The organism is Micromonospora sp. NPDC002717 (assembly GCF_040295705.1).
GTDB lineage: Bacteria > Actinomycetota > Actinomycetes > Mycobacteriales > Micromonosporaceae > Micromonospora.
Map to the genome: position 1 here is coordinate 1 of NZ_JBEOVW010000015.1, position 26,270 is coordinate 26,270.

At 73.9% G+C, this 26,270-nt stretch carries 24 protein-coding genes and 1 pseudogene; 10 read left to right on the forward strand and 15 right to left on the reverse strand.

The window, feature by feature from the left end; translation table 11 throughout:
* Positions 1-109: 109 nt before the first annotated feature.
* Positions 110-247 (reverse strand): annotated as a pseudogene (locus tag ABT006_RS21915) (glyoxalase); the annotation flags it as partial.
* A 160-nt stretch (positions 248-407) separates the two neighbouring features.
* On the opposite strand from ABT006_RS21915, the gene ABT006_RS21920 reads away from it, so the two are divergent.
* Complete coding sequence (locus ABT006_RS21920) at positions 408-3,263, forward strand: aconitate hydratase (protein ID WP_350709073.1); 2,856 nt, start codon at positions 408-410, stop codon at positions 3,261-3,263.
* A 122-nt stretch (positions 3,264-3,385) separates the two neighbouring features.
* Here ABT006_RS21920 and ABT006_RS21925 read toward each other — a convergent pair whose 3' ends face one another.
* From ABT006_RS21925 to ABT006_RS21960, 8 genes are all read right to left on the reverse strand, one after another.
* The gene (locus tag ABT006_RS21925; RefSeq protein WP_350709075.1) at positions 3,386-3,988 is read right to left on the reverse strand and encodes a GTP-binding protein; all 603 of its coding nucleotides are present in this window, start codon (positions 3,986-3,988) and stop codon (positions 3,386-3,388) included.
* Entirely contained in the window at positions 3,969-4,355 is a 387-nt protein-coding gene (locus tag ABT006_RS21930; RefSeq protein WP_350709077.1) for a DUF742 domain-containing protein, read from the reverse strand. Before ABT006_RS21930 ends, ABT006_RS21925 begins: the two co-directional genes overlap by 20 nt.
* Before the next feature lie 5 nt (positions 4,356-4,360).
* On the reverse strand, positions 4,361-4,780 hold the full coding sequence (locus tag ABT006_RS21935) for a roadblock/LC7 domain-containing protein (RefSeq protein ID WP_350686945.1): 420 nt from the start codon (positions 4,778-4,780) through the stop codon (positions 4,361-4,363).
* 92 nt (positions 4,781-4,872) lie between these two features.
* Positions 4,873-7,434 (reverse strand): sensor histidine kinase, encoded by a 2,562-nt coding sequence (locus ABT006_RS21940; RefSeq protein WP_502891015.1) that lies wholly within the window; start codon positions 7,432-7,434, stop codon positions 4,873-4,875.
* Positions 7,435-7,624: 190 nt separating this feature from the next.
* Entirely contained in the window at positions 7,625-9,214 is a 1,590-nt protein-coding gene (locus ABT006_RS21945) for a prenyltransferase (protein ID WP_350709081.1), read from the reverse strand.
* Positions 9,211-10,086 carry a terpene synthase family protein gene (locus ABT006_RS21950; protein WP_350709366.1) on the reverse strand — a complete coding sequence of 292 codons (876 nt, stop codon included), beginning with the start codon at positions 10,084-10,086 and terminating at the stop codon, positions 9,211-9,213. The genes ABT006_RS21945 and ABT006_RS21950 overlap by 4 nt, the downstream gene beginning before the upstream one ends.
* Before the next feature lie 95 nt (positions 10,087-10,181).
* Positions 10,182-11,522 (reverse strand): cytochrome P450, encoded by a 1,341-nt coding sequence (locus tag ABT006_RS21955; protein ID WP_350709368.1) that lies wholly within the window; start codon positions 11,520-11,522, stop codon positions 10,182-10,184.
* 231 nt (positions 11,523-11,753) lie between these two features.
* Positions 11,754-12,668 carry a GNAT family N-acetyltransferase gene (locus ABT006_RS21960; protein WP_350709083.1) on the reverse strand — a complete coding sequence of 305 codons (915 nt, stop codon included), beginning with the start codon at positions 12,666-12,668 and terminating at the stop codon, positions 11,754-11,756.
* A 92-nt stretch (positions 12,669-12,760) separates the two neighbouring features.
* Between ABT006_RS21960 and ABT006_RS21965 the strand changes: the two genes are divergently transcribed.
* Positions 12,761-13,009, forward strand: coding sequence for a DUF2630 family protein (locus ABT006_RS21965; RefSeq protein WP_350709085.1), 249 nt, complete (start codon positions 12,761-12,763; stop codon positions 13,007-13,009).
* Between the two features lie 43 nt (positions 13,010-13,052).
* Here the strand turns inward: ABT006_RS21965 and ABT006_RS21970 are convergent, their stop codons facing one another.
* Together ABT006_RS21970 and ABT006_RS21975 are read right to left on the reverse strand one after the other, a co-directional pair.
* A complete protein-coding gene (locus ABT006_RS21970) occupies positions 13,053-13,988 on the reverse strand; it encodes a serine protein kinase RIO (protein ID WP_350709087.1) in 936 nt (311 codons plus the stop codon).
* Between the two features lie 180 nt (positions 13,989-14,168).
* Positions 14,169-15,035 (reverse strand): carbon-nitrogen hydrolase family protein, encoded by an 867-nt coding sequence (locus ABT006_RS21975; RefSeq protein WP_350709370.1) that lies wholly within the window; start codon positions 15,033-15,035, stop codon positions 14,169-14,171.
* Between the two features lie 108 nt (positions 15,036-15,143).
* Here ABT006_RS21975 and ABT006_RS21980 point away from each other — a divergent pair, with 108 nt between their 5' ends.
* The 6 genes from ABT006_RS21980 to mug all read left to right on the forward strand — a co-directional run bounded on the left by ABT006_RS21980 (position 15,144) and on the right by mug (position 19,536).
* The gene (locus ABT006_RS21980) at positions 15,144-15,716 is read left to right on the forward strand and encodes a TetR/AcrR family transcriptional regulator (RefSeq protein WP_350709088.1); all 573 of its coding nucleotides are present in this window, start codon (positions 15,144-15,146) and stop codon (positions 15,714-15,716) included.
* A 196-nt stretch (positions 15,717-15,912) separates the two neighbouring features.
* Positions 15,913-16,809: a TIGR04222 domain-containing membrane protein gene (locus ABT006_RS21985; protein WP_350709090.1), complete on the forward strand. Its 897-nt coding sequence runs from the start codon at positions 15,913-15,915 to the stop codon at positions 16,807-16,809.
* A complete protein-coding gene (locus ABT006_RS21990) occupies positions 16,806-17,624 on the forward strand; it encodes an MbnB/TglH/ChrH family RiPP precursor modification enzyme (RefSeq protein ID WP_350709092.1) in 819 nt (272 codons plus the stop codon). The genes ABT006_RS21985 and ABT006_RS21990 overlap by 4 nt, the downstream gene beginning before the upstream one ends.
* Positions 17,621-18,067, forward strand: a complete 447-nt coding sequence (locus tag ABT006_RS21995) for an SCO6045 C-terminal-like domain-containing protein (protein ID WP_350709094.1) — start codon at positions 17,621-17,623, stop codon at positions 18,065-18,067. Before ABT006_RS21990 ends, ABT006_RS21995 begins: the two co-directional genes overlap by 4 nt.
* Before the next feature lie 54 nt (positions 18,068-18,121).
* Entirely contained in the window at positions 18,122-18,889 is a 768-nt protein-coding gene (locus tag ABT006_RS22000) for an SDR family oxidoreductase (RefSeq protein ID WP_350709096.1), read from the forward strand.
* Complete coding sequence (mug, locus tag ABT006_RS22005) at positions 18,889-19,536, forward strand: G/U mismatch-specific DNA glycosylase (RefSeq protein WP_350709098.1); 648 nt, start codon at positions 18,889-18,891, stop codon at positions 19,534-19,536. The genes ABT006_RS22000 and mug overlap by 1 nt, the downstream gene beginning before the upstream one ends.
* A 4-nt stretch (positions 19,537-19,540) precedes the next feature.
* Here mug and ABT006_RS22010 read toward each other — a convergent pair whose 3' ends face one another.
* The 3 genes from ABT006_RS22010 to ABT006_RS22020 form a co-directional block, all read right to left on the reverse strand.
* Positions 19,541-21,517 carry an ABC transporter ATP-binding protein gene (locus tag ABT006_RS22010; RefSeq protein ID WP_350709372.1) on the reverse strand — a complete coding sequence of 659 codons (1,977 nt, stop codon included), beginning with the start codon at positions 21,515-21,517 and terminating at the stop codon, positions 19,541-19,543.
* Between the two features lie 112 nt (positions 21,518-21,629).
* Positions 21,630-22,397, reverse strand: a complete 768-nt coding sequence (locus ABT006_RS22015) for an enoyl-CoA hydratase/isomerase family protein (protein ID WP_350709100.1) — start codon at positions 22,395-22,397, stop codon at positions 21,630-21,632.
* Between the two features lie 46 nt (positions 22,398-22,443).
* Complete coding sequence (locus ABT006_RS22020) at positions 22,444-22,671, reverse strand: helix-turn-helix domain-containing protein (protein WP_007462679.1); 228 nt, start codon at positions 22,669-22,671, stop codon at positions 22,444-22,446.
* A gap of 210 nt (positions 22,672-22,881) precedes the next feature.
* On the opposite strand from ABT006_RS22020, the gene ABT006_RS22025 reads away from it, so the two are divergent.
* On the forward strand, positions 22,882-23,481 hold the full coding sequence (locus ABT006_RS22025) for a cadmium resistance transporter (RefSeq protein WP_350709101.1): 600 nt from the start codon (positions 22,882-22,884) through the stop codon (positions 23,479-23,481).
* Positions 23,482-23,495: 14 nt separating this feature from the next.
* Here the strand turns inward: ABT006_RS22025 and ABT006_RS22030 are convergent, their stop codons facing one another.
* Positions 23,496-25,100, reverse strand: coding sequence for an ABC-F family ATP-binding cassette domain-containing protein (locus ABT006_RS22030; RefSeq protein ID WP_350709103.1), 1,605 nt, complete (start codon positions 25,098-25,100; stop codon positions 23,496-23,498).
* A gap of 244 nt (positions 25,101-25,344) precedes the next feature.
* Here ABT006_RS22030 and ypfJ point away from each other — a divergent pair, with 244 nt between their 5' ends.
* Positions 25,345-26,262 carry a KPN_02809 family neutral zinc metallopeptidase gene (ypfJ, locus tag ABT006_RS22035; RefSeq protein ID WP_350709105.1) on the forward strand — a complete coding sequence of 306 codons (918 nt, stop codon included), beginning with the start codon at positions 25,345-25,347 and terminating at the stop codon, positions 26,260-26,262.
* Positions 26,263-26,270 lie beyond the last annotated feature (8 nt).

The window sequence follows — 26,270 nt, forward strand, 5'->3', positions numbered from 1 at the left end:
GCCGACTGGATCGCCACCCGCGGCTACGCCGCCTGATCCACACACCACCAACGACAAGGGCCGGCCCCGAACGGGGCCGGCCCTTTCGTCATGCCCGCAGCGGGCAGTCCCCGGTGAACCAGCAGCCACCACGGGCCGCCAGCGCCGGGGGCTTGGGCTTCTCCGTCATGCCGACGACCCCCACGTAGAAGGCACGGGACGCGTCCTCGGAGCCGCGTGGGCCGGCGAGCTGGACGTGATGGATCATGGTGGCACCTCCTCGTCCCGAACGATGGCACGAGGTTGCGCAGCTAGCAAGACGGACGTACGGTTTTGTTGACGACGAGAATCGGCGGTAAGTGTCCCCTAACCACGGCGGCACCCCGGCCGGTGCGACAGACTGCTCAGGACTACTCACGGTCGCTGGTGTGAAGGAGTACGACGTGGCGAGCCTCGACACCTTCGGTGCGAAGACCCAGCTACGCGTCGGAGACGCGAGCTACGAGATTTTCAAGATCAGCAAGGTGGAGGGGCACGAACGGCTCCCCTACAGCCTGAAGATCCTGCTGGAGAACCTGCTCCGGACCGAGGACGGCGCGAACATCACCGCCGACCACATCCGGCAGCTCGGCGGCTGGGACCCCACCGCCGACCCGAGCGTGGAGATCCAGTTCACCCCGGCGCGGGTACTCATGCAGGACTTCACCGGCGTGCCCTGCGTGGTCGACCTGGCCACCATGCGCGAGGCCGTCCGCGACCTCGGCGGCGACGCCACCAAGGTCAACCCGCTCGCCCCGGCCGAACTGGTCATCGACCACTCGGTCATCGCCGACCTGTTCGGCCGCGAGGACGCCTTCCAGCGCAACGTCGAGCTCGAGTACGAGCGCAACAAGGAGCGCTACCAGTTCCTGCGCTGGGGCCAGACCGCGTTCAACGAGTTCAAGGTCGTCCCGCCGGGCACCGGCATCGTGCACCAGGTCAACATCGAGTACCTGGCCCGCACGATCATGGAGCGCAACGGCCAGGCGTACCCGGACACCGTGGTCGGCACCGACTCGCACACCACGATGGTCAACGGCCTGGGCGTGCTCGGCTGGGGCGTCGGCGGCATCGAGGCCGAGGCCGCCATGCTCGGCCAGCCGGTCAGCATGCTGATCCCGCGCGTGGTGGGCTTCAAGCTCTCCGGCGAGATGCCGGCCGGCACCACCGCCACCGACCTGGTGCTCACCATCACCGAGATGCTGCGCAAGCACGGCGTGGTCGGCAAGTTCGTCGAGTTCTACGGCCCGGGCGTGAGCGCCGTGCCGCTGGCCAACCGGGCCACCATCGGCAACATGTCGCCGGAGTACGGCTCCACCGTGGCGATCTTCCCGATCGACGGCGAGACCGTCCGCTACCTGGAGCTGACCGGCCGCGACCCGCAGCAGGTCGCACTGGTCGAGGCGTACGCCAAGGAGCAGGGCCTCTGGCACGACCCGGACGCCGAGCCGGAGTACTCGGAGCGCCTGGAGCTCGACCTGAGCACCATCGAGCCGTCGCTGGCCGGCCCGAAGCGCCCGCAGGACCGGGTGCCGCTGGGCAGCGCCAAGACGCTGTTCCGCTCGGCGCTGACCGACTACGTGGCCGCCGACGAGACCGGTGGCGACCGGGGCCGCGCCGCTGGCGTACCGCAGCAGGAGAAGCCGTTCGGAGTCGTGGGCCACGCCGACGAGGCCAGCGCCGAGTCCTTCCCGGCCAGCGACTCCCCCGCCAACGGCGTCAGCGACCCGGCCGACGCCCCGCGCGACCTGGAGACGGCCGCGGTCGGCGCCGGCGGGCGGGCCAGCAACCCGATCCGGGTCACCGGCGACGACGGCACCGAGTTCGAGCTGGACCACGGCGCCGTGGTGATCGCCGCGATCACCTCCTGCACCAACACCTCCAACCCGCAGGTCATGATCGGTGCGGCGCTGCTGGCCCGCAACGCGGTGGAGAAGGGCCTGACCCGCAAGCCGTGGGTGAAGACCACCCTGGCGCCGGGCTCCAAGGTCGTCATGGACTACTACGAGCGGGCCGGCCTCACGCCCTACCTGGAGAAGCTCGGCTTCCACCTGGTCGGCTACGGCTGCACCACCTGCATCGGCAACTCCGGCCCGCTGCCGGAGGAGATCTCCGCCGCCGTCAACGAGGCCGACCTGGCGGTCGTCTCGGTGCTGTCAGGCAACCGGAACTTCGAGGGCCGGATCAACCCGGACGTCAAGATGAACTACCTGGCGTCCCCGCCGCTGGTGGTCGCGTACGCGCTGGCCGGCACGATGGACATCGACCTGGCCAACGAGCCGATCGGCGAGGACAGCCAGGGCAACCCGGTGTTCCTGCGCGACATCTGGCCGAACACCGCCGAGATCCAGGACGTCATCGCCTCGGCGATCGGCGCCACCGGCTTCAGCGCGGCGTACGCGGACGTCTTCGCCGGCGACGAGCGCTGGCAGTCGCTGCCCACCCCGACCGGCGACACCTTCGCCTGGGCCGGCGACTCGACCTACGTCCGCAAGCCCCCGTACTTCGAGGGCATGGAGCGGGAGCCGAAGGCGGTCGTCGACATCACCGGCGCCCGGGTGCTGGCCAAGCTGGGCGACTCGGTGACCACCGACCACATCTCCCCGGCCGGTTCCATCAAGGCCGACTCCCCCGCCGGGAAGTACCTCGCCGAGCACGGCGTGCCGCGGCACGAGTTCAACTCGTACGGCTCCCGCCGGGGCAACCACGAGGTCATGATCCGGGGCACCTTCGCCAACATCCGCCTGCGCAACCAGCTGGTCCCGGGTGTCGAGGGCGGCTTCACGGTCAACCACCTGACCGGCGAGCAGACCTCGATCTACGACGCCTCCGTGGCCTACCAGGAGGCGGGCGTCCCGCTGGTCGTCCTGGCCGGCAAGGAGTACGGCTCCGGGTCGTCGCGGGACTGGGCGGCCAAGGGCACCATGCTGCTCGGCGTCAGGGCGGTCATCGCCGAGTCGTACGAGCGGATCCACCGCTCCAACCTGATCGGCATGGGCGTGCTCCCGCTGCAGTTCCCGGCCGGCGAGACCGCCGGGTCGCTGGGCCTCGCCGGCACGGAGACGTTCACCATCACCGGGGTGACCGCGCTGAACGACGGGGAGACCCCGCGCACGGTCAAGGTCAGCACCGACACCGGCGTCGAGTTCGACGCGGTGGTCCGGATCGACACGCCGGGTGAGGCGGACTACTACCGGCACGGCGGCATTCTGCAGTACGTGCTGCGCCGCATGATCGCCAGCTGACGCACCATCGAACAGGGCCCCTCCCGCGCTCGCGGGAGGGGCCCTGTCGCGTACCGGCTCGGCGCTCTCCGGGCGGGGCGGCGTCGCGGCTCACCTGCCCGCGCGCCGACCCCGCGGTGGGGTCACTCGGACCGGCGGCGAGCGTCCCGGGTCTTCATGGCGTGCTCCAGCAGCGTGATGAGCACCTCCTTGCTCGACTCCCGCTGCCGGGCGTCGCAGAGCAGCACCGGCACCCCCGGGTCGAGGTTCAGCGCCGACTGCACCTCGTCGAGCTGGTACTGCCGGGCGCCCTCGAAGCAGTTCACCGCCACCACGAACGGCGTGCCGCGCCCCTCGAAGTAGTCGATGGAGGGGAAGCAGTCCGCCAGTCGTCGGGTGTCCGCCAGCACCACCGCGCCGATCGCGCCGAGCGCCAGCTCGTCCCAGACGAACCAGAAGCGGTCCTGCCCCGGGGTGCCGAAGAGGTAGAGCACCAGGTCGTCGCTGATGGTGATGCGACCGAAGTCCATCGCCACCGTGGTGGTCTTCTTGCTCTCCACCCCGGAGAGGTCGTCGATGCCGACCCCGCTCTCGGTCAGCACCTCCTCCGTGCGCAGGGGACGCGTCTCGCTGACCGCGCCGACCATGGTGGTCTTGCCCACGCCGAAACCACCCGCGACAAGGATCTTGATCGCGGTGGGCAGTGGCGGCGCTCCCGCCGGCCGCTCAGAGTGCCCGTAGTCCATTGATTACCGCCTCGAAAACGCTGTTGTCGGGAAGGCCGGCTGTGGTGCGCGGCTCGCGCACCTGCACCAGGCTGCGGGCCACCAGATCGCCGAGCAGGACCCGGATGGTGCCCACCGGCAGGTCCATGTGGGCGGCGATCTCGGCGACGGACTGGATCCGCTGGCAGAGCCCGACGATCGCCAGGTGCTCCGGACCCAGTCCGATCTCCGGGGTCACGTCCGCGCGGGTCGCCGTCACCAGCGAGATCAGGTCGAACGTGCCGGTGACCGGCCGGGCCCGGCCACGGGTCACCGCGTAGGGGCGCACCACCGGGCCGGCGTGGTCGTCGACCCACTGGTGCTCGGCGGACTCCCCCTGCACCGTCATCGCGGTTACTTCTCGTCGGCCGGCTGCTCGGTCCGCGACGGCGACGCGACGTACTTGCCGACGCGGGTGACCAGCATCGCCATCTCGTAGGCGATCAGCCCGACGTCGGCGTCCTCGCTGGCGAGGACGGCCAGGCAGGCGTTGCGTCCGGCCGCCGTGACGAACAGGAACGACGACTGCATCTCGATGATGGTCTGCTGCACCTGCCCGCCGCCGAAGCGTTTGCCCGCGCCCCGGGCCAGGCTCTGGATGCCGGCCGCCATCGCCGCCAGGTGCTCTCCGTCGTCCCGGCTGAGCCCTCGCGAGGCGGCCATCAACAGGCCGTCCGTCGAGAGCGCGACCGCGTGGTCGGCCTGCTTCACCCGGCCGACCAGATCATCCAGCAACCACGTCAGGTCGGCACTCGAAGCCGTCTTCTGCGCCACTCGTCGTCCTCTTCTCCCCCGGCTGTTGTCGCCGTGCTCGTCTGGGCTGACCGCCACGCCGCGGGGTCACCCCGCAGTGCGGGCGGTGCCGGTCAGGTCGTCTGCTGATCGCCGACGTCGGGTCCCTCGCCGGCCCCGGCTCCCTCGCCTGTCTCGGACCGGCCGCCGCCGGCCCCGCCGAGCAGCCGGGCGGCGTCCGTACGGCCGCGCCGGGTGCCGCTCTGGTAGGAGCTCATCATCCGGCGTACCTGCTCCGGCGGGCGTACCGTGTCCGGGTCGTCGTCCCCCGCGGCGGGCTCGTCGCGCAGTTCCGGCACGATGCTGGCCTGCCGGACCCGGACCGGCAGCCCGGAGTCGGTACGCACCTGCTCGGGGCAGGGCACCCGCGCCGGGCCAGCGGCTGCCGGGGTCCCGGTGCCCGTCTCCGCCGGGGCGGCCCCCGCAGGGCCGTCCTCCGTCGGCGCGAACGTCTGCGGAGCGGCCACGGCAGGCCGGGCCGCGGCCACCGGCAGGCCGGTCGGGAAGGTCGGGCCGTCCAGGGCCGGCTGCATCGATGCGCCGCGCGCCCGGGTGGGCAGGCGCTCCTCCGTCGGGTTGGTCGACAGGCTCCGACCGCGCGACCGGGTGGGCAGGGCACCCCCGTCGGAGTCCCCGGCAGGGGCCTCGGACTCCGGGGCCGACCGCGGCCTCGGCGCGGCCGGCGGCTCGGCCAGCGCCACCGTGGTGGGCTGCTCGGTGGCGGGGGCGGACGCGCCCGGCACCGGCGTGGTGGCCGGCACCCCGGCCGGGAAGCCGCCGGAGGTGCTCGGGTCGGCGTCGTCGGCGGTGACCAGCTCGGCCGGGATCAGCACGACCGCGGTGGTGCCGCCGTACGCCGACTCCTTGAGCTGCACCCGCACGCCGTGCCGCTCGGTCAGCCGGCTCACCACGTAGAGCCCCAGGCGGGAGGCGTTGGCCAGGTTCAGCTCGGACTGGTCGACGATCCGGTGGTTCGCGGCGGCCAGGTCCTCCTCGCTCATGCCCAGGCCGCGGTCCTCGATCTCGATGGCGAAGCCGTTGGCCACCATCTGCCCACGCACCTCGACGGTGGTGTGCGGCGGGGAGAACGACAGCCCGTTCTCGATCAGCTCGGCGAGCAGGTGGATGACGTCACCGACCGCCCGCCCGGTCAGCGAGACCGGGCCCAGGGGCAGCACGTTGACCCGGGTGTAGTCCTCGACCTCGGCGACCGCGCCCCGGACCACGTCGACCATCGGCACGTTGCGCCGCCACGCCCGGCCCGGCGTGGAGCCGGAGAGCACGATCAGGTTCTCCGCGTTGCGCCGCATCCGGGTGGCCAGGTGGTCGACCCGGAACAGGTCCTCCAGCTCCTCGGCGTCGTGCTCGCGGCGTTCCATCGCGTCGAGCAGGGTGAGCTGGCGGTGCACCAGCGCCTGGGTGCGCCGGGCCAGGCTGAGGAAGACGTCCCGGACGTTGCGGCGCAGCTCGGCCTGCTCGACGGCGGTGCGGATGGCGGTCTCCTGCACGGCGTTGAACGCCTTGCCCACCTGGCCGATCTCGTCGTCGCCGAACTCCAGCGGGGGCGCCTCCTTGGCGACGTCGACCTCCTCGCCGTGGCCGAGCCGCTCGACCACGCCGGGCAGCCGCTCGTTGGCCAGCCCGAACGCCGCGTCGCGCAGCCGCTCCAGCTGCCGCACCAGGGCCCGGGCGGTGGTGACCGACATGGCGATGGAGGCGATGACGGCGAGCAGGCCCAGGCCGGCGGCCAGCACCAGCCGGATGATGACACCGGCGGCGATCGGCGTGGACCGGTCCACGAGCGCGTCACCGGCCTCGATGATGAACCGTTGCTGCTCCTCGACCACGACGTCCGCCGCCGCGCGCCACTGGGCCGCCGTGATGGTCGGCGCGCCGGAGGTCCGTCCCGCGAGGACCACCCGGTCCTCCAGGGCCCGGAACGAGGTGTACGCCTCGCTGCCGAGCAGCGCCTCGTACCGCGTGAGGTCGGCGCCGGCCAGGTCGGAGCGGGTCTGGCTGTCCAGGAAGCGCTGGGCGCCGACGGTGCGGGCGAAGGCGGCGGACTCCTCCGGGGTCATCCGGCCGGCGGCGAGCGCCCCGGTGACCAGCGCGTCCTCCTGGGACATGAGTTCCCGGACCCGGACGAGCTGGATCAGCGCCCGGGTCTCCTGCGCGAACTGCTCGTCGTCCAGGTTGCCCAGCGACCCGTACATCCGCAGCGTCGAGTCGATGAGCCCGGTGTACGCCTCGGCGGCGGCGGCCCGGTCCACCTGGCGGCTGCGGATCGACTCGCGCACGCTGCCCAGCCGGTCCAGCCCGGCGACTACCGCGTCGATCTGCCGCTTGCTGTCGTCGCTCGCCGCCAGGTCCACCCGCCAGCCGCTGACGGACTCGCGGAAGTCGTCGACGACGGCCTGGGTCCGCTGCCACTGCGCGTCGAGCTGGGCCCGCTCGGCCTCGCCTGCCCCGCCCAGGTACGCCGCGGAGGCCCGGCGCTCCGCCTGCAGCTCCAGCACGAGCGGCTCACCCGGCTGGGCGACCTGGCTGTCGAGCGTCTGCACCCAGAGGAGGGTGACGCCCTCCCGCAGGGTCACCCAGGCGGCGAAAGCCCACAGCGCAACGAGCGAGGCCAACATAGCCACGACTTTCCGGCGCAGATTCGAGCTGCGGGAACCCATTTGAAACCATCCCTGGCGGGGAGCCTGATTCATCCGATCGGTGGTAGCGCATGTCGCTTCGACCGACCCGGCGCACGGTAGCAGTGTCAGGACGATCGCTCAAGCAGTGCTGATCATGACGCTGCGCGGTGGACCGCGGCCCAGGCGATCAGCGTCCTATGTGGCCGCCCAGCCGCGCCAGGTGCCGCGCCGCCAGCACGGCGGCCCGCACGATCAGCACCGGATGGTAGAGATCCTTGTCATGCCACAGTGGAACCCCGTGCCCGGTGCCACCGTCGTGGTCGTCGAGGAAGACCAGCGCGCGTCGCACGGCGGCGCCGAGACCGGGCGGCGTCGGCCGTCCGGCGCCGAGCAGCACCTGCAGGGCGTACGCGGTCTCCTCCGCGGTGCCGCCCCACAGCCCCCACGAGCCGTCGGCCCGCTGGGTGTCCCGCACCCAGTCGACCGCCCGGTCGAGCGCCGCGGCGGCAGCCTCGGGCGCGTACTCGGCCAGCGCGGCGGCAACGGCCGAGGTGGCGTAGTACGGCGAGGCGTGCCAGCGGTCCGTCCACCGGCCGTCGGGGAGCTGGCCGTCGATCAGCCAGCCGGCCACCCGGCGCGCCACGTCGGCGTGCGGTCGCCCCGGTGAGTGCCGGGCGTGCCAGCCCAGCGCCTCCAGCACGTGCGCGTTGGTGGTGACCGACGCGCCGTCCTCGCCCTGCCAGGTGCAGAAGTGCGCCCCGGTGTCGTACCCGAGCAGGCTGTCGGGGGCGACCGGGCGGCCGAGGCGGGCCAACGCGAAGAGGGTGACGGCGGTGGTGTCGGCGTCCGTCGGCAGCCCGGGCGAGGTCGCCGCGCCGGCCGGGCCGACCGCGGCGGCCAGGTCGGCGACCATCCGGCCGGGGACGTCCACGGCCGCGCCGACCCGGGCGAAACTGCTGAGCACCCACGAGCGCTCGAACACGGCGATGGGCGTCGTGCACGGCACGGGCCCGCCCCCCGGGCCGACGGCGTTCGTCAGGTAGCCCAGCACCGCCCGGTCAACGTCGGGGCGGGAGGGGTCGCCCAGCCAGGCGGCGGTGGCGGCGGGCGAGGCGCCCACGGCGCCGGAGACGGGCCGGACGGGCAGCCGCACCCGCGTCCGCTCGTCCAGCACCTCGAAGGCGTGCAACAGCTTCTCCGGCACGGGCCGGCCGCCGGCGAGCAGCCGACCGACCGCCTCAGACCGGTGCCGTGTCATGCCGTGCGGCATCGGCAACGGCAGCGCGTGCGCCCACCGCGACGGCTCGGCGCCACCGGCCGGGCGCAGCAGCGCGTCGATCCGGTCGAGCAGCGCGGGCACGATCAGGTCCACGCCCGGCATGTCCGGCACCGGTTCGTCGGCGGCCAGCAGCCGCCGCAGCGCCCCGACGCCGCGGTCCAGCACGGACGACGGCAGGTGCGCCGCCTCCGGCCGGTCGGCGCGCCCCACGGTGGGCACGGACCTCAGCAACGCCTCCACCGCGCTCAGGGTCGGCACCAGGCCGTACGCGCCCGGCGCCCCCCAGGCGCCGTCGGCCCGCTGGGCGGCGACCAGGTAGCGCAGGCGCCCGGCCTGCCCCGGCAGCCAGGGCGCGTCGCTGACCAGTCGCGCCGTCTCGTACACGGAGGGCGAGACCGTGCCGGCGGGGCTGGTGGCCATCGCCGCCACGAGCGCCCGTCCGGCGCCGGCGAGCCCCGGCCCGCCGACCCCCGCCACGGCGACCGGGGCGGCGGTCACGACATCCCCCAGAAATCGGCCAGCTGGTAGAAGCCGCTGCTGAAGCCGACCTGCCGGGCCAGGTAGTCCGCCTCGCGTGGGCAGGCCGACCGGAGCGGGACGAGCATCCGCCGGCAGTCGTCCACCAGGGCGGCGAGCCGCTGCTCCACCTCGGCGCGGTCCTCGACCAGCAGGAGGGCGTTGAGGTCGCCCCAGCGCAGGTCCCGCTCGTACGTGCCGAGGTCGTTGACGAGACGCAGGGCGCGCTGCACCTCGTCGCTGACCGCGACCAGGTCGTCCATCCGGGCGAGCGTGGCCTCGTCCCCGGTGTGGATCCAGTGCGCGACGTTGACGATCGTGCAGGCGTGGTTGTCGGCGTTGGCGAGGTACGCGTCGAGGCTCGGCAGGGCCGCCCGGTCGCCGGAGCGCCAGGCCGCCTTCCACGCCCACTCCTGGGCCATCGCCCGCACCGTCGCGTCCAGGCGGTCCCGCCACAGCGGACGGTGCACGGCGAAGGCCGGGGCCGCCGCGAGTTCGTCCTGGAGCGCGGCCAGGTAGGCGCCGAGGTGGTCGTCGGTGGCGGGCGGCTCGCCGGCGGCCACCGAGCGGCAGCGCGCGACGAGCCGGTCGACCTCGTCCCGGGACTGCGCCCGGTGGTCGATCAGCCAGTCGAGGGCGAAGCCCCACAGCACGGTCCGGTTGGCGGCCCGCAGCTGCTCCGGCGTGCACCACGGGGCGCCGAACGCGATGGCCAGCGAGATGTTGGCGAACAGCATCGTGTCGAACGGTTCGGCGGGGAACAGCTCCGGGTGCGCGGCGGCGGACGCCTGGAGGTCCCGTTGCCCGCGGACCGCCAGGCCGCAGATGCGCCCCTGCTCCTGCGCGTCACGCAGCTCGTCCCGCCCACCACCGGCTGGTCCCGTCCCGGGGCGGCCGCCGTGGGTCGGCTCCGTCCCGATCCGGCTGCCGCCGTGCGTCGTCGCCGGGATCACGCCGGCCTCCGTTCGCGGACCGGGGTCAGCGCCATGACCACCGGCTTGCCCGGACGCAGGGCCGCCGCCAACTGCCTGGGCGGCATCCCGGGCTCGCGCAACCGGAAGCGGTAGCGGCTGAGGATCGTGGCCACCACCAGCGGAGCCTCCAGGTTGAACAGGTACATGCCGAGACACTGGTGCGGGCCGCCACCGAACGGGAAGTACGCGTACCGGTGGCTCCGGCGCGGCTGGTCGGCGCGGAACCGGTCGGGGTCGAAGGTGTCCGGACGGTCCCAGTACCGGGCGAGCCGCTGGGTGACGTAGGAGCTGACGACGACGATGCTGCCGGCGGGGATCCGGGTGCCGCCGATGACGTCGTCCGCCAACGCCGTACGCGGCAGCAACCAGCCGGCGGGATACATCCGCAGCAGCTCGTCCACGACCGACCGGGTGTAGGTGAGGGCGCCCAACTGCTCCCGGCTGATCACCCGGTCGGCGCCCACCACCTCGTCCAGCTCCGCGTAGAGCCGTTCGGCGATCCCGGGGTTGGCGTCCAGGATCGGCCACAGCCAGGTCAGCACGGCGTAGGTGGTCTCGGTCGCGGTGGCGAACGAGGCCACCACGTCGTCGCGGACCTGCCGTTCGTCGAGCGGGCGGCCGTCGGCGTCGCGGGCACGGGTCAGGGCCGCGAGCAGGTCGTCGCCGTCGCGCGGGTCGGCGAGTTCGGCCCGCACCAGCGGCAGCATGATGTCGTCGACGACGCCGATCGCGCGGCGCAGCGCGCGGTCCCCCGGCACCGGCACGGCGTCGGGCACGAAGGGCAGCAGCAGCCGCGCCCGCAGCGCCGTCACGACCGTGTCCTGGGCGGCGACGATCCGCAGCTGGTCGGCGAGGCTGACCCGGTCGGCGAAGAAGACGCTGCTGATCGCCCGGCAGATGACCCGCCCCAGCTCCGCGCCGGCGTCCAGCCACCGGCCGGTACGGGCCGGCTCCTCGAACTCGTCCACGGCCTCGCTGACCGCGCGGCTCATGGTGTCCACCAGGGAGTCGATGCGCTTGGCCGTGAAGTGCGGCTGCATCCGCGCTCGGCTGGCCTGCCACTTCGGCCCGTCGGACAGGATGCCCTCCCCGGTGAGCCGCCGCACCGGCCGCCAGAGCATGCTCTGCCCGCCACGGGTGTAGTTGGCCTCGTTGTCGCGCAGGATGTGCTGCACGTGGGCCGGCTCGGTCACCAGGTACGGGCGGACCGTCCCGACGTTGAGCCGGACGACCTCGCCCTGCGCCGCGTCCGCCAGCGCGACGAGTTCGCGCAGCGGATCGCGCAGCAGGCCCGGCAGCATCCTCCACAGTGGCACGGTCCGCGCCGCCCGCCCGTGCGGGCCGTCGGCACTCCGGTCAGCCATGGCACCCCTGCACCTGCGGCTCCTCCCCGATCACGGTCACGCTCCGTTGTGACAGACCGTCCTCCGGACGGCTGCCTTACGTCACGATTCGGAGAGCATGCCATCACCCGTTCGGACCCGCCAGAGCCGTACGAGAATTTTGCTCATGGGAATGCTGATCCATGAAGGAATTCGTGTCGGGTGTCACTCCTGGAGCGAGCGCAGGTAACGCCACTCGGCGGCCACCGGGCGGTAGCCGAACCACTCGTTCACCGCGCGCATGGCGTCGTTGCCGGCGTCGTTGACGGTGAACGCCCGCCGGTAGCCGGCCGACCGGGCCGACCGCAGCGACACGTGCTTGACCAGCCGGGCCAGACCCCGGCCCCGCCACTCGGCCCGGGTACCCGTCATCCCCGACAGGTAGCGGTCGCCGCCGTCGGTCAGCGCGACGCTGAACGCCACCACCGCCCCGTCCGCCACGGCCACCGTGGTGAGGCCCCGGTCGAGGTCCGGCCGGTCCCAGTACGCGGCCCGCCAGTCGGCGTAGCTGATCTCGTCCATCCCCACGTCGCCCGGCTCGTCGGCGGCGGCGGCCAGGTCCGCCTCGTAGAGCGGGCGCGGATCGGGCAGGTCGGCGGCCGTGGTCAGCCGCACCCGGGGCGGCGGCGCGGGCGGCGTCGGCAACGTCGCCGCCAGGTCCAGGCGCAGGATCAGGTTGCGCCGGCCGGGCCGGTAGCCGCGCCCCTCGGCGAAGGAGAGGGACGCCGGCGCGTCGGCCACCCGCGCGTACGCCCGGCGCACGCCGAGCCCGGCGAGCCGCTCCTCGGCGGCGGCGAGCAGCGCCGACCCGACGCCCCGCCCCCGCCGCTCGGGGCGCACGACCAGGTTGACGAAGCCGAGCCCGGGCTCGGCGCTCTCGTGCAGCAGCCCCGTCCGGGCGACGCCGGCGATCCCGTCGCCCGTCTCGGCGACCAGCATCCCGAAGCGCTCCGCCGGCTTGCCGGTCGCCTGCCAGGCGAGCAACGCGGGCGTGACGACCAGGTGGGGCTCGGCGGTGCGGAGCAGGCCGGCCACCGGCGTCGCGTCGCGCCCCCCGGCGGCCCGGACGGTAGGGACCATGGCTGGGCAACCTACCGCAGCGGCCGGCGCGGCGGGGGGCGGCCGGCGGTGGAATCCGGGCGCGCCCGCACCGCCTGTGCCAGGCTCAGGGCATGGACGACAAGACCATCCTGAACCGGATCTCCGAGCTGGTCGACGAGGAGCACCGGCTGCGCGCCGACGCGCAGGCCAACGAGTCGGGCACCGACGACGACGCCCGCAACCGGCTGCGCGAGCTGGAGGAGTCCCTCGACCAGTGCTGGGACCTGCTGCGCCGGCGGCGGGCCGCCCGGCAGACCCACGGCGACCCGGACGCCCAGGGGCTGCGCCCCAAGCCCGAGGTCGAGCGCTACCTGCAGTGACGCGGGCCCCGGGCGGCCGGCGCCGGCCGCCCGGGGCACCCGGTCAGCGGATCCCCGCCTCCCGCAGCAGCAGCGCGGTCAGCGCCGCCGGGTCGGCCTCCCCCGCCGGCAGCCCCCGGGCCGCGAACCAGGTCGCCACCACCCGGACGTCGCGGGCCAGGAACTCCGACCCCTGCGGGTTGGCCACCACGTCGACCACCTGCGGCAGGTCGATCAGCACCAGCCGCCCCGCGTGCACCAGCAGGTTGTACGGCGACAGGTCGCCGTGCGCGAGGCCGGCGCGGGCGAGCACCACCAGGGCGTCCACCATCTGGTTCCACAGGTCGCGCAGCTCAGCGGCCTCGGGCCGAAGCTGGGCCAGCCGGGGCGCGGCCAGCCCCTCGGCCGGGTCCCCGAGGAACTCCAGCATCAGCTCCGTGCCGCGCAGCTGCACCGGGTAGGGGACGGAGATCGTGCCGTACCGGGTGCCGATCTCCCAGAGCCGGGCCAGCGCGTCGAACTCGGCCGCCGCCCACTGGCCGGCGATCATCTGCCGGCCGAACGCGGTCCGCCCGGCCATCGCCCGGTTCTCCCGGGACCGGCGGACCCGACGCCCCTCCAGATAGCCGGCGTCGCGGTGGAAGAGCCGGTGCTGGGCGTCCCGGTAGCGCTTGACGGCCAGCAGGCAGGACCGGTCGGTGCCGGGCACGGCCCGGCGCACCAGGTGGACGTCCGCCTCCTTGCCGGTCTTGAGCACACCGAGCTCGGTGTCCTTCGCGGCCAGTTCGGTGACCAGCCAGTCCGGGTGGGGCTGCGGGCCGTGCACGGCGGCGTCCCAGGAGGACCAGCGCTCCCCCGTGTCGGGATCCGGCTCGTCGTCGGGGTCGGCGGGGGCGGGCTCGGGGGCCCGGCCACGCTTCAGGAAGAGCGGTTCGTCGTCGTCGAAGCGGCGCTTGCCGCGGGTACGGCGCTCGCGCGCCGGAAGGTCGTGATCGCGCACTGCGGTGGTGATCCCTTGCTCGAGGCTGATGGAGGCAGGTGGATGTGACCTGCGAAGACGGCCATGACCGACCCCCTCTCCTCGACCGGGCGCACGCCCGGGTGCACGATGCGCCGACCATGTTCACGGCCCGGCGGCGCCGGGTCAACCGAATTACCCGAGCCGCCCCGACCCGCTCCGTCAGACCGGCAGCGACGAACGGGCGCGTCCCTGGTCGGGAAGGCGGTCGAGCAGCATGGAGTGAGCCGCCCGGGTGGCGGCGAGGGCCTCCGGCGCCAGCGCGACGACCAGCACGGCCTCGCCGGTGTCCGCGCCGCGCGCCAGCGGCCGGCCCTCCGGGTCGTAGACCGCGGCGCCACCGTTGAACCGCCACGGGTCCGCGCCGCCGACGGCGTTGGCGAACACCACGTACATCGTGTTGTCCAGCGCCCGGGCGGCGTAGTAGAGGTCGCGGCGGTGCTCGGAGCCGGCCAGGTAGCCGCTTGGGCACAGGTAGCCGTGCGCCCCGTCGGCCGCGGCGGCGCGGCCGTGCTCCGGGAAGCAGCCGTCGTAGCAGATGCCGAGCCCGAGCCGCCAGTCGTCGACGAGCAGGGTGGCGCCCCGGTCACCGGGGCTGAACAGCTCGCGCTCGCCGCTCCAGAGCTGCTGCTTGTCGTACCCGACGCGGACCACGCCGGCCCGGTCGACGACCAGGGACGAGATGGTCCGCCGCCCGTCCGGGTGCCGGACCGCGGCGCCGACCACCACGGCGGCGCCGCCATCGCGGGCGGCCTCGCGCAGCGGGTCCAGCCGGGGGTCGGCGACGGCCGCCGTGGCGTCGGCCGCGACGTCGGTGCCGGCCGGGTCGGACGCGAGCGTCGGCGGGTGGTACGCGGGCAGGAAGAGCTCCGGCAGCACGGTCACCCGGGCGCCCCGCTCCGCCGCCCGGCGCACCAGGCGGGCGGCGCTGGCCGCGTTGCCGGCCACGTCTCCGGGAACGGGTTCGGCCTGCACGGCCGCGACGGTCAGCGGGGCGGCGGGGACCGCGACGGCGGTGGGGAGTGGCATCACGCGCCGATCCTAGTGGGGCCGCCGAAGGCCCGATGATCATTCGCCTGCCACAACAAGCCGTACGTACGGTTTGCGTTGCCTGGGGTCACCTGACACGATCGACCCGTGCCCAGGGTAAGTCAGGACCAGCTCGACGCTCGCCGGCAGGAGATCCTCGCCGCCGCGCGGGCGTGTTTCGCGCGGCACGGCTACGAGGGCGCCACCGTGCGTCGACTCGAAGAGGCCACCCGGCTGTCCCGGGGTGCGATCTTCCACCACTTCCGCGACAAGGACTCGCTCTTCCTCGCGGTCGCCGAGGACGACGCCGCCGCCATGGTGGAGACGGTCGCCCGCAACGGCCTGGTCCAGGTGATGCGCGACCTGCTGGCCGGCGCGGTCTCCCCCGACACCACCGGCTGGCTCGGCAGCCAGCTGGAGGTCTCCCGGCGGCTGCGGACCGACCCGGCGTTCGCCAAGCGGTGGGCGGAACGATCGGCGGCGGTTGCCGAGGCGACCCGCGAACGGCTGTCCCGGCAGCGGGAGGCGGGCGTGCTCCGCGAGGACGTGCCGATCGACGTGCTGGCCCAGTTCCTCGAACTGGCCTACGACGGCCTGGTGCTGCACCTCGCGATGGGGCGCCCCGCCGGCGACCTCGACCCGGTGCTCGACCTGGTCGAGGAGGCGGTCCGCCGCCGCTGACCGGCCACCCGGGCACGGCGCTGGCGCGGGGTCGCCTCCCGGGGCGTCCGGCGCTCGCGCGGCTCGCCTCCCCCACGGCGTCCGGAGCCTCCACTGTTTACGTATCGGTCCGGTAACTCGCCCCTCGCGGCCGATCCGCCGTGGCGGGACTGCCCCACAATGGGGCCGCGATCCCCTCGCACGACAGGAGCAGCAGATGTCTGTCCTCGCCGCACCGGGTGACACCTGGGGCATTCCCGGTCCCGTCTTCCTCCGGGTCTACCTCCTCGCCGCCGCCGTGGTCGTCGTCGGCGCCATCATCCACCGCGTCCGCGTCCTCGCCGGCCCGCCGGCCGGCGACGTCGGCCAGCTCGGCCCGCAACAGGTCGCCTACCTCAACGGCGGGGAGCAGTTGGCGATCTGGGCCTCGCTCGGCGGGCTGCGGGGCAGCGGGGCGATCGGCGTACGACCGGACCGGCGGCTGACCACCGGCGGCCCCATGCCGGCCGGGACCACGCCGCTGGACCAGGCGATCCACCTCGCGGCCGGCCGGAACGCGACCACCCGCGAGCTGCGCCGCGACGAGTGGGTACGCCGGGCGCTCGACCAGCTCCGGACCAGCCTGGAGCAGCGCGGGCTCGCGCTGACGCAGGCGCGCCGGACGGCGCTGCGCCTGTGGTCGTTCCCGCTCACCCTCCTGCTGGCGGTCGGCGTGTTCCGGATCATCGCGGGCCTGCAGAACGACCGTCCGGTGGGTTGGCTCGTGCTGAGCCAGATCCCGCTGGTCGTGGTGTCCGTCCTGTTGCACCGGGTGCCGTGGCGGACCCGCGCCGCCACCCGGGCGCTGCGCGGCCTGCGACAGCAGCACACCTACCTCGCGCCCGCGTCCACCCCCGCCTACGCCACCTACGGCGCGGCGGGCGCCGCGATGGGGGTGGCGTTGTTCGGCGCCGCGTCACTGTGGGCGATGGACCCCGGCTTCGCCGAGCAGGCCGAGATCCAGCGGCAGGCGGCGAGCGGCGGTGGGGGCTCCTCCGGCTGCGGTGGCGGCAGCTCGTGCGGCGGCGGGGGCGGCGGCTGCGGGGGCGGCTGCGGAGGCGGGTGCGGGGGATGACCGGCCCGCGCGGGGTGGGCATCGGCTGGCGACCGGAGATCGCCGGTTTCGTCGCCGACCTGCCCGGGCTGCGCTTCGTGGAGGTGGTCGCGGAGGGCGTCACCGCGACCGGGCCGCTGCCCGCCGGGCTCGCCGAGCTGCGCGAACGCGGCGTGACCGTCGTGCCGCACGGCGTCCGGCTCTCCCTCGGCGGCGCGGAGCCGGTCGACCCGGCCCGGGTCGCCCACCTGGCCGCGGTGGCGGAACTGGTCGAGGCGCCACTGGTCAGCGAGCACATCGCGTTCGTCCGGGCCGGCGGCGTAGAGGCCGGCCACCTGCTACCGCTGCCGCGCAGCCGGGAGGCGGTCGACGCGGTCTGCGCCAACGTCGCCCGCGCACAGGCCGAACTGCCGGCGCCGATCGCGCTGGAGCCGATCGCCGCCCTGTTCGACTGGCCCGACGACGAGCTCGACGAGGCCGACTTCCTGACCGAGATCCTGGACCGCACCGGCGCGCTCCTGCTGCTCGACGTCGCCAACGTGTACGCCAACGCCCGCAACCGGGGCGGCGACCCGGTCGCGCTGCTCGACCGGCTGCCGCTGGACCGGATCGCCTACCTGCACGTGGCGGGCGGCGCCGACCACGGCGGCTTCTACCACGACACCCACACCGACCCGGTGCCCCCGGCGGTGCTCGACCTGCTGCGCGAGCTGTGCGCCCGGCACCGGCCGCCGGCGCTGCTGCTGGAACGCGACGGTCACTATCCGCCCGCGGCCACGCTCCGCGCCGAGCTGGACGCCCTCGCCGCCGCCTCCGGGTTCCCGGCGGTCACATGAACGGCGACCTGGCCGCCCGGCAGGCGGAACTGGTGGCGGCGCTGGTGGCCGACGGCCCGCCCCCACCCGGCTTCGACCCGGCCGCGCTCGCCGCCGCCCGGGCCGCCCTGCTGCGCAAGCGGGCCGGGGACGTGGCCCGGCACTGGCCGCTGCTCGCGGCCGGCCTCGGCACGGACTGGCCGGCGACCTTCGCCCGGTGGGCGGCGGGGCGGCCGACCACCGGCTCCCTGCGCGACGGCTGGGACCTGGCCCGTGACCTGCGCGACCGGGGCTCGCTGCCGCCGCTGGGCGCGGAGGAGTTGGCCGCCCGGGAGGCCACCGACCGCTACGACGGGCACGGGCCGCCGCGGCCCCGCCGCCTGCCGGGCTGGGGGCGCGCCGGCGGAGCCGTCGCGGTCCAGCTCGCCGGTCGGGTACGCCTGCTGCGCCCCGCCCGCCGCTGACCCGGCCCACCGCCCCCGGCTGGCGCATCCGCCCGGTACGGCAGGATCGACGGCATGGATCTCGGACTGACCGATCGGGTGTACGTACTGACCGGTGCCTCCCGCGGCCTGGGCTACGCGACCGCGGAGTGCCTCGTCGCCGACGGCGCCCGCGTGGTGCTCTCCGCCCGGGACGCCGACGCGGTGGCTGCCGCCGCCCAGCGCCTCGGCGGGCCGGAGCGGGCCGTCGGCCTGACCGCCGACCTGGCCGACCCGGAGACACCGCAGCGGCTGGTGGGGGCGGCCCGCGAGCACTTCGGGCGCCTCGACGGGGCGCTGGTCTCGGTGGGCGGGCCGCCGCCGGGCAGCGCCGCGTCGGTCACCGACGAGCAGTGGCGCCGATCCTTCGAAACGGTCTTCCTGGGCACCGTCCGCACGGTGCGTACGGTCGCCGCCGCCCTGGGCGAGGGCGACGGCGGCGCGATCGGGCTGGTCCTGTCGACCTCGGCACGTTCGCCGGTGCCCGGCCTGGGCATCTCCAACGGCCTGCGGCCCGGCCTGGTCGGGATGGCCAAGGACGTCGCCGACGAGTACGGGCCCCGGGGCGTACGGATGGTCGGCCTGCTGCCCGGGCGGATCATGACGGACCGCAACGTCGAGCTGTTCGCCGCCACGGGCGACCCCGAGCGGGCCCGCGCGGAGGCCGAGGCGGGCATCCCGCTGCGCCGCATCGGCGCGCCGGCGGAGTTCGGCCGGGTGGCCGCGTTCGTGCTCTCCCCCGCCGCGAGCTACCTCACCGGGGTCACCGTGCCGGTCGACGGTGGCGCGCTGCGGAGCCTGTAATGGTTCCGTCCCCCGGCGGACCGGTCGGGGCCGGGGGCACCGGACGGGCTGGCCGACCCGAACCGACACCCGCCCCCGGGGACGCCGCGCACCGGTATCCGCGGCCCACGCGGGAGGAACTCGCCGCGGCGGCAAACCGCACCATCCCCGACCTCGTCACGCCCGGGCTGGACGTGCTCTTCGTCGGGATCAACCCGGGCCTGTGGTCGGCCGCGACCGGGTGGCACTTCGCGCGGCCCGGCAACCGGTTCTGGCCGGCGCTGCACCGGGGCGGCTTCACGCCCCGGTTGCTGCACCCCGCCGAGCAGGACGAGCTGCCCGGCCTCGGGCTGGGCATCACCAACGTCGTCGCGCGGGCCAGCGCCCGGGCCGACGAGCTGACCGCCGCCGAACTGGTCGAGGGGGCGGAGATCCTCACCGGCAAGGTCGAGCGGTACGGCCCCCGGTGGGTCGCCGTGGTCGGGGTGACCGCGTACCGGATCGGGTTCGCCCGGCCGAAGGCGGCGTTCGGCCCGCAGCCGGAGCCGCTCGCCGGCGCCCGGCTCTGGGTGCTGCCCAACCCCAGCGGCCTGAACGCGCACTTCACCCCCGAGACCCTCGGCGCGGCGTTCGGCGAGCTACGGGCGGCGGTCGTCGCCACCGGCTGAGGCGTCAGTTGGCCGCGGCCGGCGGCATCGCCTCGTCGGCGACGTAGGACCGCAGCGGCAGACTCACCGGCTCGGGGCCGGTCGCGTCCACGTACGGGGTGGGCGAGTCGGCGACCGCGAACTGGGTGCGGTAGAGCTCGGCGTAGAGCCCGCCCACGGCGACCAACTCCTCGTGCCGGCCCCGCTCGACGATCCGACCCTCGTCGAGGACCAGGATCTGGTCGGCGTCGCGGACGGTGGAGAGCCGGTGCGCGATCACCAGCGCCGTACGCCCGGTCAGCGCCACCGACAGCGCCCGCTGCACCGCCGCCTCACTCTCCGAGTCGAGGTGCGCGGTCGCCTCGTCGAGGATCACGATCGACGGAGCCTTGAGCAGCAGCCGGGCGATGGCGATGCGCTGCTTCTCGCCGCCGGAGAAGCGGTAGCCGCGCTCGCCGACGGTGGTGTCCAGCCCGTCCGGCAGGGACCGCACCAGGTCGGCGACCTGCGCGCCGGCCAGCGCCGCCCAGATCTCGTCGTCGGTGGCGTCCGGCTTGGCGTAGCGCAGGTTCTCGGCGATGGTCTCGTGGAACAGGTGCGAATCCTGGGTCACCACGCCGATCTCGTCGCGCAGCGAGCCGAAGGTGGCGTCGCGGACGTCGACCCCGCCGACCAGCACCTGCCCGTCGGTGACGTCGTAGACCCGGGAGATCAGCATGGACAGCGTCGACTTGCCTGCGCCGGAGGGGCCGACCAGCGCCACCATCTGCCCCGGCTCGACGGCGAACGAGACGCCCTTGAGCACCGGCTCGTTGACCGTACGGTCCAGCGCGGCGACCTCCTCCAGCGAGGCCAGCGAGATCTCCGCGGCGCTGGGGTAGCGGAACCGCACGTCGCGGAACTCGACCCGGCCGCTGCCCCGGGGCACCGCGACCGCGTCGGGCTTCTCCTCGATGGCCGGCTTCAGGTCGAGCACCTCGAAGACCCGGTCGAAGGAGACCAGCGCGCTCATCACGTCCACCCGGACGTTGGACAGCGCGGTCAGCGGGCCGTAGAGGCGGGTGAGCAGCAACGCGAGGGTGACCACGGTGCCGGCGCTGACGTTGCCGGTGACCGCGAGCCAGCCACCGAGGCCGTAGGTGAGCGCCTGGGCCAACGAGGCGACGAGCAGCATCGCGACGAAGAACGTCCGCGAGTACATCGCGGACTGGATGCCGATGTCGCGGACCCGCTCGGCCCGCCCGGCGAACCGGCGCGCCTCCACCTCGGGCCGGCCGAAGAGCTTCACCAGCAGCGCCCCCGAGACGCCGAAGCGCTCGGTCATCGTCGCGTTCATCTTCGCGTCGAGGTTGTAGGACTCCCGGGTGATCTCGGCGAGCCGCTTGCCGACCCGGCGGGCCGGGATGATGAAGACCGGCAGCAGCACCAGCGACAGCGCCGTGATCTGCCAGGAGAGGGTGAACATCACGGCGGCGGTGAGCACCAGCTGGATGACGTTGCTGACCACGCCGGACAGCGTCGACGTGAACGCCCGCTGGGCGCCGAGCACGTCGTTGTTGAGCCGGCTGACCAGGGCGCCGGTCTGGGTGCGGGTGAAGAACTGCAGCGGCATCCGCTGGACGTGGTCGTAGACCCGGGTGCGCAGGTCGAGGATGATGCCCTCGCCGATGCGGGCCGAATACCACCGCTGGGCCAGGGAGAGCAGCGCGTCGGCCACGGCGAGCGCGGCGATGACCAGGGCCAGCCGCACCACCAGGTCGCCGGCCCCCGAGCCGCCCCGGCTGATCGCGTCGATCACGTCGCCGGCGAGCACCGGGGTGGCGACCCCGATGATCGCGGCCAGCACCACGGTCACCAGGAAGACGACGATGTCGCGGCGGTAGGGCCGCGCGAACGCCACGATCCGGCTGGCCACGCCGCGCTTGAGCCGGTGCGTGGAGATCTCGTCGCGGCTGCGCATCGACCGGAGCATGCTCCAACCGGCCATGCCGCCGCCGGACATCGGGTTGGACACGTTCACCTCCGGGTCGTCGGGTCGACCGCACCGTCAGGTCGATTCTCCCGACGACTCTGACAACCTCGGCCGTAACCCGGATCTTCCCGAACGGTCCTTACTATTCTCCCCGCCCGGCGAGATCGCGCAGCCGACGTGTCTGCGCCTCGCGCTCGGCCCGCTGCTGCTCCGCGGCGGACCGGCCGGCGGCGCCGGCCAGCAGCGCCTTGATCTCCACCACGGCGTCCCGGTTGTTGGCCAGCAGACCCGCGGTCAGGTCGCGCACCGCGGCGTCGAGGTCGGCGTTCGGCACGACCAGGGTGGCCAGGCCGATCCGGTCCGCCTCGGCGGCGTCCATCCGCCGGCCGGTGGCGCAGATCTCCAGCGCGCGGGAGTAGCCGACGAGGTCGACCAGGCGCTTGGTGCCGGCGAGGTCCGGCACCAGGCCGAGCGTCACCTCGGCCATGGAGAACTTCGCGTCCTCGGCGAGCACCCGCAGGTCACAGGCGAGCGCCAGCTGGAAGCCGGCGCCGATCGCGTGGCCCTGCACGGCGGCGACGGAGACGATGTCGGGCCGGTGCAACCAGGTGAAGCCGCCCTGCAACTCCGCGATGCGGTCCGCGCACTCCTGCTCGGGCAGGGTGGCGAGCTCGGCGAACGAGCCCGGCCCGGAGGCGCCGGCCACCGTCAGGTCGAGGCCGGCGGAGAACGCCCGCCCCTCGCCACGGACGACCACGACGCGGACGTCGCCGGGCAGGTCGCGCGCGAAGTCGCTCATCGCGCGCCACATCGCCGGGGTCTGGGCGTTGAGCACGTCGGGCCGACACAACGTGACCGTCGCGACCGGCCCTTCGTATTCCAGCCGAACCCCGGTCGCCTCGGCGGTCACCGGACGACCCGGGGCGCGGCGCTGGTGGACGACGCTGGGGGGCGGGTCACGCCTTCTTGCGGCGCCGGGCGCCGCCGCGCTGCCGCAGCTGCACCCCGGACTCGGTGAGCACCCGGTGGATGAACCCGTAGGAACGGCCGGTCGAGGCCGCGAGCGCGCGGATGCTCTCACCCGAGGTGTACCGCTTTACCAGGTCCTTGGCGAGCGTCTGACGCTCGGCTCCGACGATCCGGCGACCCTTCTCAGTGCTGGTGGCTGTGCCAGTGGCTGCCATGCTGTGTCCTCACGTCCCAGACTGTGCGGTTCGGATACGGTCCCACCTATTAGACCGCCTCGAACGATCATGCGCCAGATATCAACTCTTCGCCAACCGACACGCTATGCGTTGTCATCTTCCCGATAGAGTGATCCTCCCGACGGGGCCGGGGTCGACGCAGCGTGCCCGCGCGGGGGCGACGGGCGCTCGCTCCGTACCCTGCGTGACGTGACGGACCTCCTCGACACTGCCGCCGGCGCGGCGGTGGTCTTCGCCGCCACCAACATCGACGACATCGTCGTCCTGACGCTGTTCTTCGTCGCCGCCCGCGGCACCGGCCGCCCCCGCACCTGGCAGATCGTGGCCGGGCAGTACCTGGGCATCGGCGCGCTCGCCCTGGCCAGCACGGTGGTCGCGGCCGGGCTGCTGGTGGTGCCCGATCCGTGGACCGGGCTGCTCGGGCTGCTGCCGATCGCCCTCGGCGTGCGCGCGCTGCTCGACCGGGAAGCCGACGAGGCCCCGACGGTGGTGGGCTCCACGCTGGGGGTGGCCGCGGTGACGATCGCCAACGGCGCGGACAACATCGCCGTCTACGTGCCGGTGTTCCGCGCCCTCGGGCCGGCCGACAGCGTGGTGTTCCTGCTGGTCTTCGTGGTGCTCGTCGCGCTGTGGTGCGCGGCGGGAGCCTGGCTGGGGGGCCACCCGCGGGTGGTGCGGGCCGTCGGCCGCGCCGGCCACTGGCTCGTCCCGGCCGTGTTCGTCGCCATCGGCGTGGTCATCCTGGCCACCTCGGGGGTGCTCCCCCACCTGCTCGGCCTGGTGCGCTGACCGGGCCGGACGGGTCAAGCCAGCTCGACGAGTTCGAGCAGGTCGTCGCTCCAGGCGTCCTCGTCGCCGTCGGGGAGCAGGATGGCGCGGTCCGGCTTGAGCGCCATGACCGCGCCGGGGTCGTGGGTGACCAGCACGATCGCGCCCGGGTAGCGGGCGATGGCGTCGAGCACCTGCTCGCGGCTGACCGGGTCGAGGTTGTTCGTCGGCTCGTCGAGCAGCAGCACGTTCGCCCCGGAGCAGACCAGGGTGGCCAGCGCCAGCCGGGTCTTCTCGCCGCCGGAGAGCACCCCGGCCGGCTTGTCCACGTCGTCGCCGGAGAACAGGAACGCGCCGAGGATCTTCCGCAGGTCGGTGTCGGTCTGCTCGATGGCGGCGCTGCGCATGTGCTCCAGGACCGTGCGGTCCACGTCGAGCGTCTCGTGCTCCTGCGCGTAGTAGCCGAGCCGCAGGCCGTGGCCGGCGTGCACCTCGCCGGTGTCCGGCTCCAGCAGGCCGCCGAGCATCCGCAGCAGGGTGGTCTTGCCGGCGCCGTTGAGGCCGAGGATGGCCACCCGGGAGCCCCGGTCCACCGCCACGTTCACGTCGGTGAAGATCTCCAGCGAGCCGTACGACTTCGACAGGCCGGTCGCGGTGAGCGGGGTCTTGCCGCACGGGGCCGGGCTCGGGAAGCGCACCTTCGCCACCTTGTCGGCGACGCGTACCTCCTCCAGGCCGGCGATCAGCTTCTCGGCCCGCCGGGCCATGTTCTGCGCGGCGACGGTCTTGGTGGCCTTGGCCCGCATCTTGTCGGCCTGCGCCATCAGCGCGCCGGCCTTCTTCTCGGCGTTGGCCCGCTCCCGGCGGCGGCGCCGCTCGTCGGTCTCGCGGGCCTCCAGGTACGCCTTCCAGCCGAGGTTGTAGACGTCGACGACGGAGCGGGTGGCGTCGAGGAACCAGACCTTGTTGACCACCGACTCCAGCAGCGAGCCGTCGTGGGAGATCACGATCAGGCCGCCCTTGTGGTTGGCGAGGAAGCCGCGCAGCCAGGTGATCGAGTCGGCGTCGAGGTGGTTGGTCGGCTCGTCGAGCAGCAGGATGCCGCCGCCGTTCTCGCCGGCGTCCCGGAACAGGATCCGGGCCAGCTCGATGCGGCGGCGCTGGCCGCCGGAGAGGGTGCCGATGGTCTGGGCGAGCGCCCGGTCCGGCAGCCCGAGGTTGGCGCAGATCCGGGCGGCCTCGGCCTCGGCGGCGTACCCGCCGAGGGAGGCGAACTGGTCCTCCAGCGCGCCGTAGCGGCGGACCAGCCGGTCGTCGGCGCCGTCGGCGAGCTTGGCCTCGATCTCCTTCATCTGGGCCATCAGCACGTCCAGGCCCCGGGCGGAGAGCACCCGGTCGCGGCCGGTGACCTCCAGGTCGCCGGTCCGCGGGTCCTGCGGGAGGTAGCCGATGGCGCTGCGCCGCTCGATCTGCCCGGCGTAGGGCTGACCCTCGCCGGCGAGCACCTTGAGCGTGGTGGTCTTGCCGGCGCCGTTGCGGCCGACCAGGCCGATCCGGTCACCCGGCTGCACCCGCAGCGTGGTGTCGGACAGCAGGATCCGGGCGCCGGCACGAAGCTCCAGGCCGGTGGCAGTGATCATGTCGGAGGACTCGCTCTCGGGGTCTGGAAGGGCTGACTCAGGGCACGCGAAAGCGCCGGCGGGCACGAGGCCCGTCGGCGCGGGGCGGTTCAGCCTTCGCAGAGCAGCACGTGGCAAGTGTACCGGGCGTCGCCCGACCGCCCCGCCGGATTACCGACCAAGATCATCGGGTACCGAAACGCCGTCCGGACCCGGTCCGGTACCGCAACCACCAAAACGGACCAAAACGGTGATCGGGGTAGACATGGAGCTGAACGAGAACGCACGGATCGACACCAGCCAGGTGGACGACCGGCGAGGATCCGGCGGGGGCGGCGGGCTGGGCGGCATACCCATCCCGATCGGCGGCGGCCGGGGCGGCATCGTCGGCCTCGTCATCGCCGTGCTGGTGGCCCTCGTCGGTGGCGGCTTCGGCCTGAACGCCGCCACCAACGGCGGCGGGGACCCGCAGGGCGACAACACGTCACTGGAGCAGAAGTGCTCGGCCGACGACGCGCTCCAGCAGCTCGACTGCCGCAACGCGCTCTACGTCAACTCCATCCAGGCGTACTGGCAGAAGGCGCTGCCCGAGGCGTTCGGCGAGCAGTACCGCCCGTCCCGGACGGTGTTCTTCAGCCAGGGCGTCAACACCGCCTGCGGGCAGGCCGACTCCGGCGTCGGCCCGTTCTACTGCCCCGCCGACGACCTGGTCTACATCGACCTCACCTTCTACCGGGTGCTCGCCCAGCAGCTCGGGGCCTCCGGCGAATTCGCCCAGCCGTACGTGCTCGCCCACGAGTACGGCCACCACGTGCAGGACCTGCTCGGCACCGAGGCCCAGATGCGCCGCCAGCAGCAGCGCGACCCGGACAACGCCAACGCGCTCTCGGTCAGGCTGGAGCTGCAGGCCGACTGCTATGCCGGCGCCTGGGCGAAGAACGCCACCGGCACCGCCGACGCCAGTGGCCAGAAGATCTTCACCAGCATCAGCGAGCAGGACATCCGGCAGGCCGTCGACACCGCCGAGAAGATCGGCGACGACGCCATCTCCGAGCGGGCGAACCGGCCGGTGAACCCCGACGAGTTCACCCACGGCTCGTCCGAGCAGCGCAGGCAGTGGTTCAGCCGCGGTTACGAGACCGGCGACCCGAAGTCCTGCGACACCTTCAGCGGGGCGGTGTGAAGTCAGCG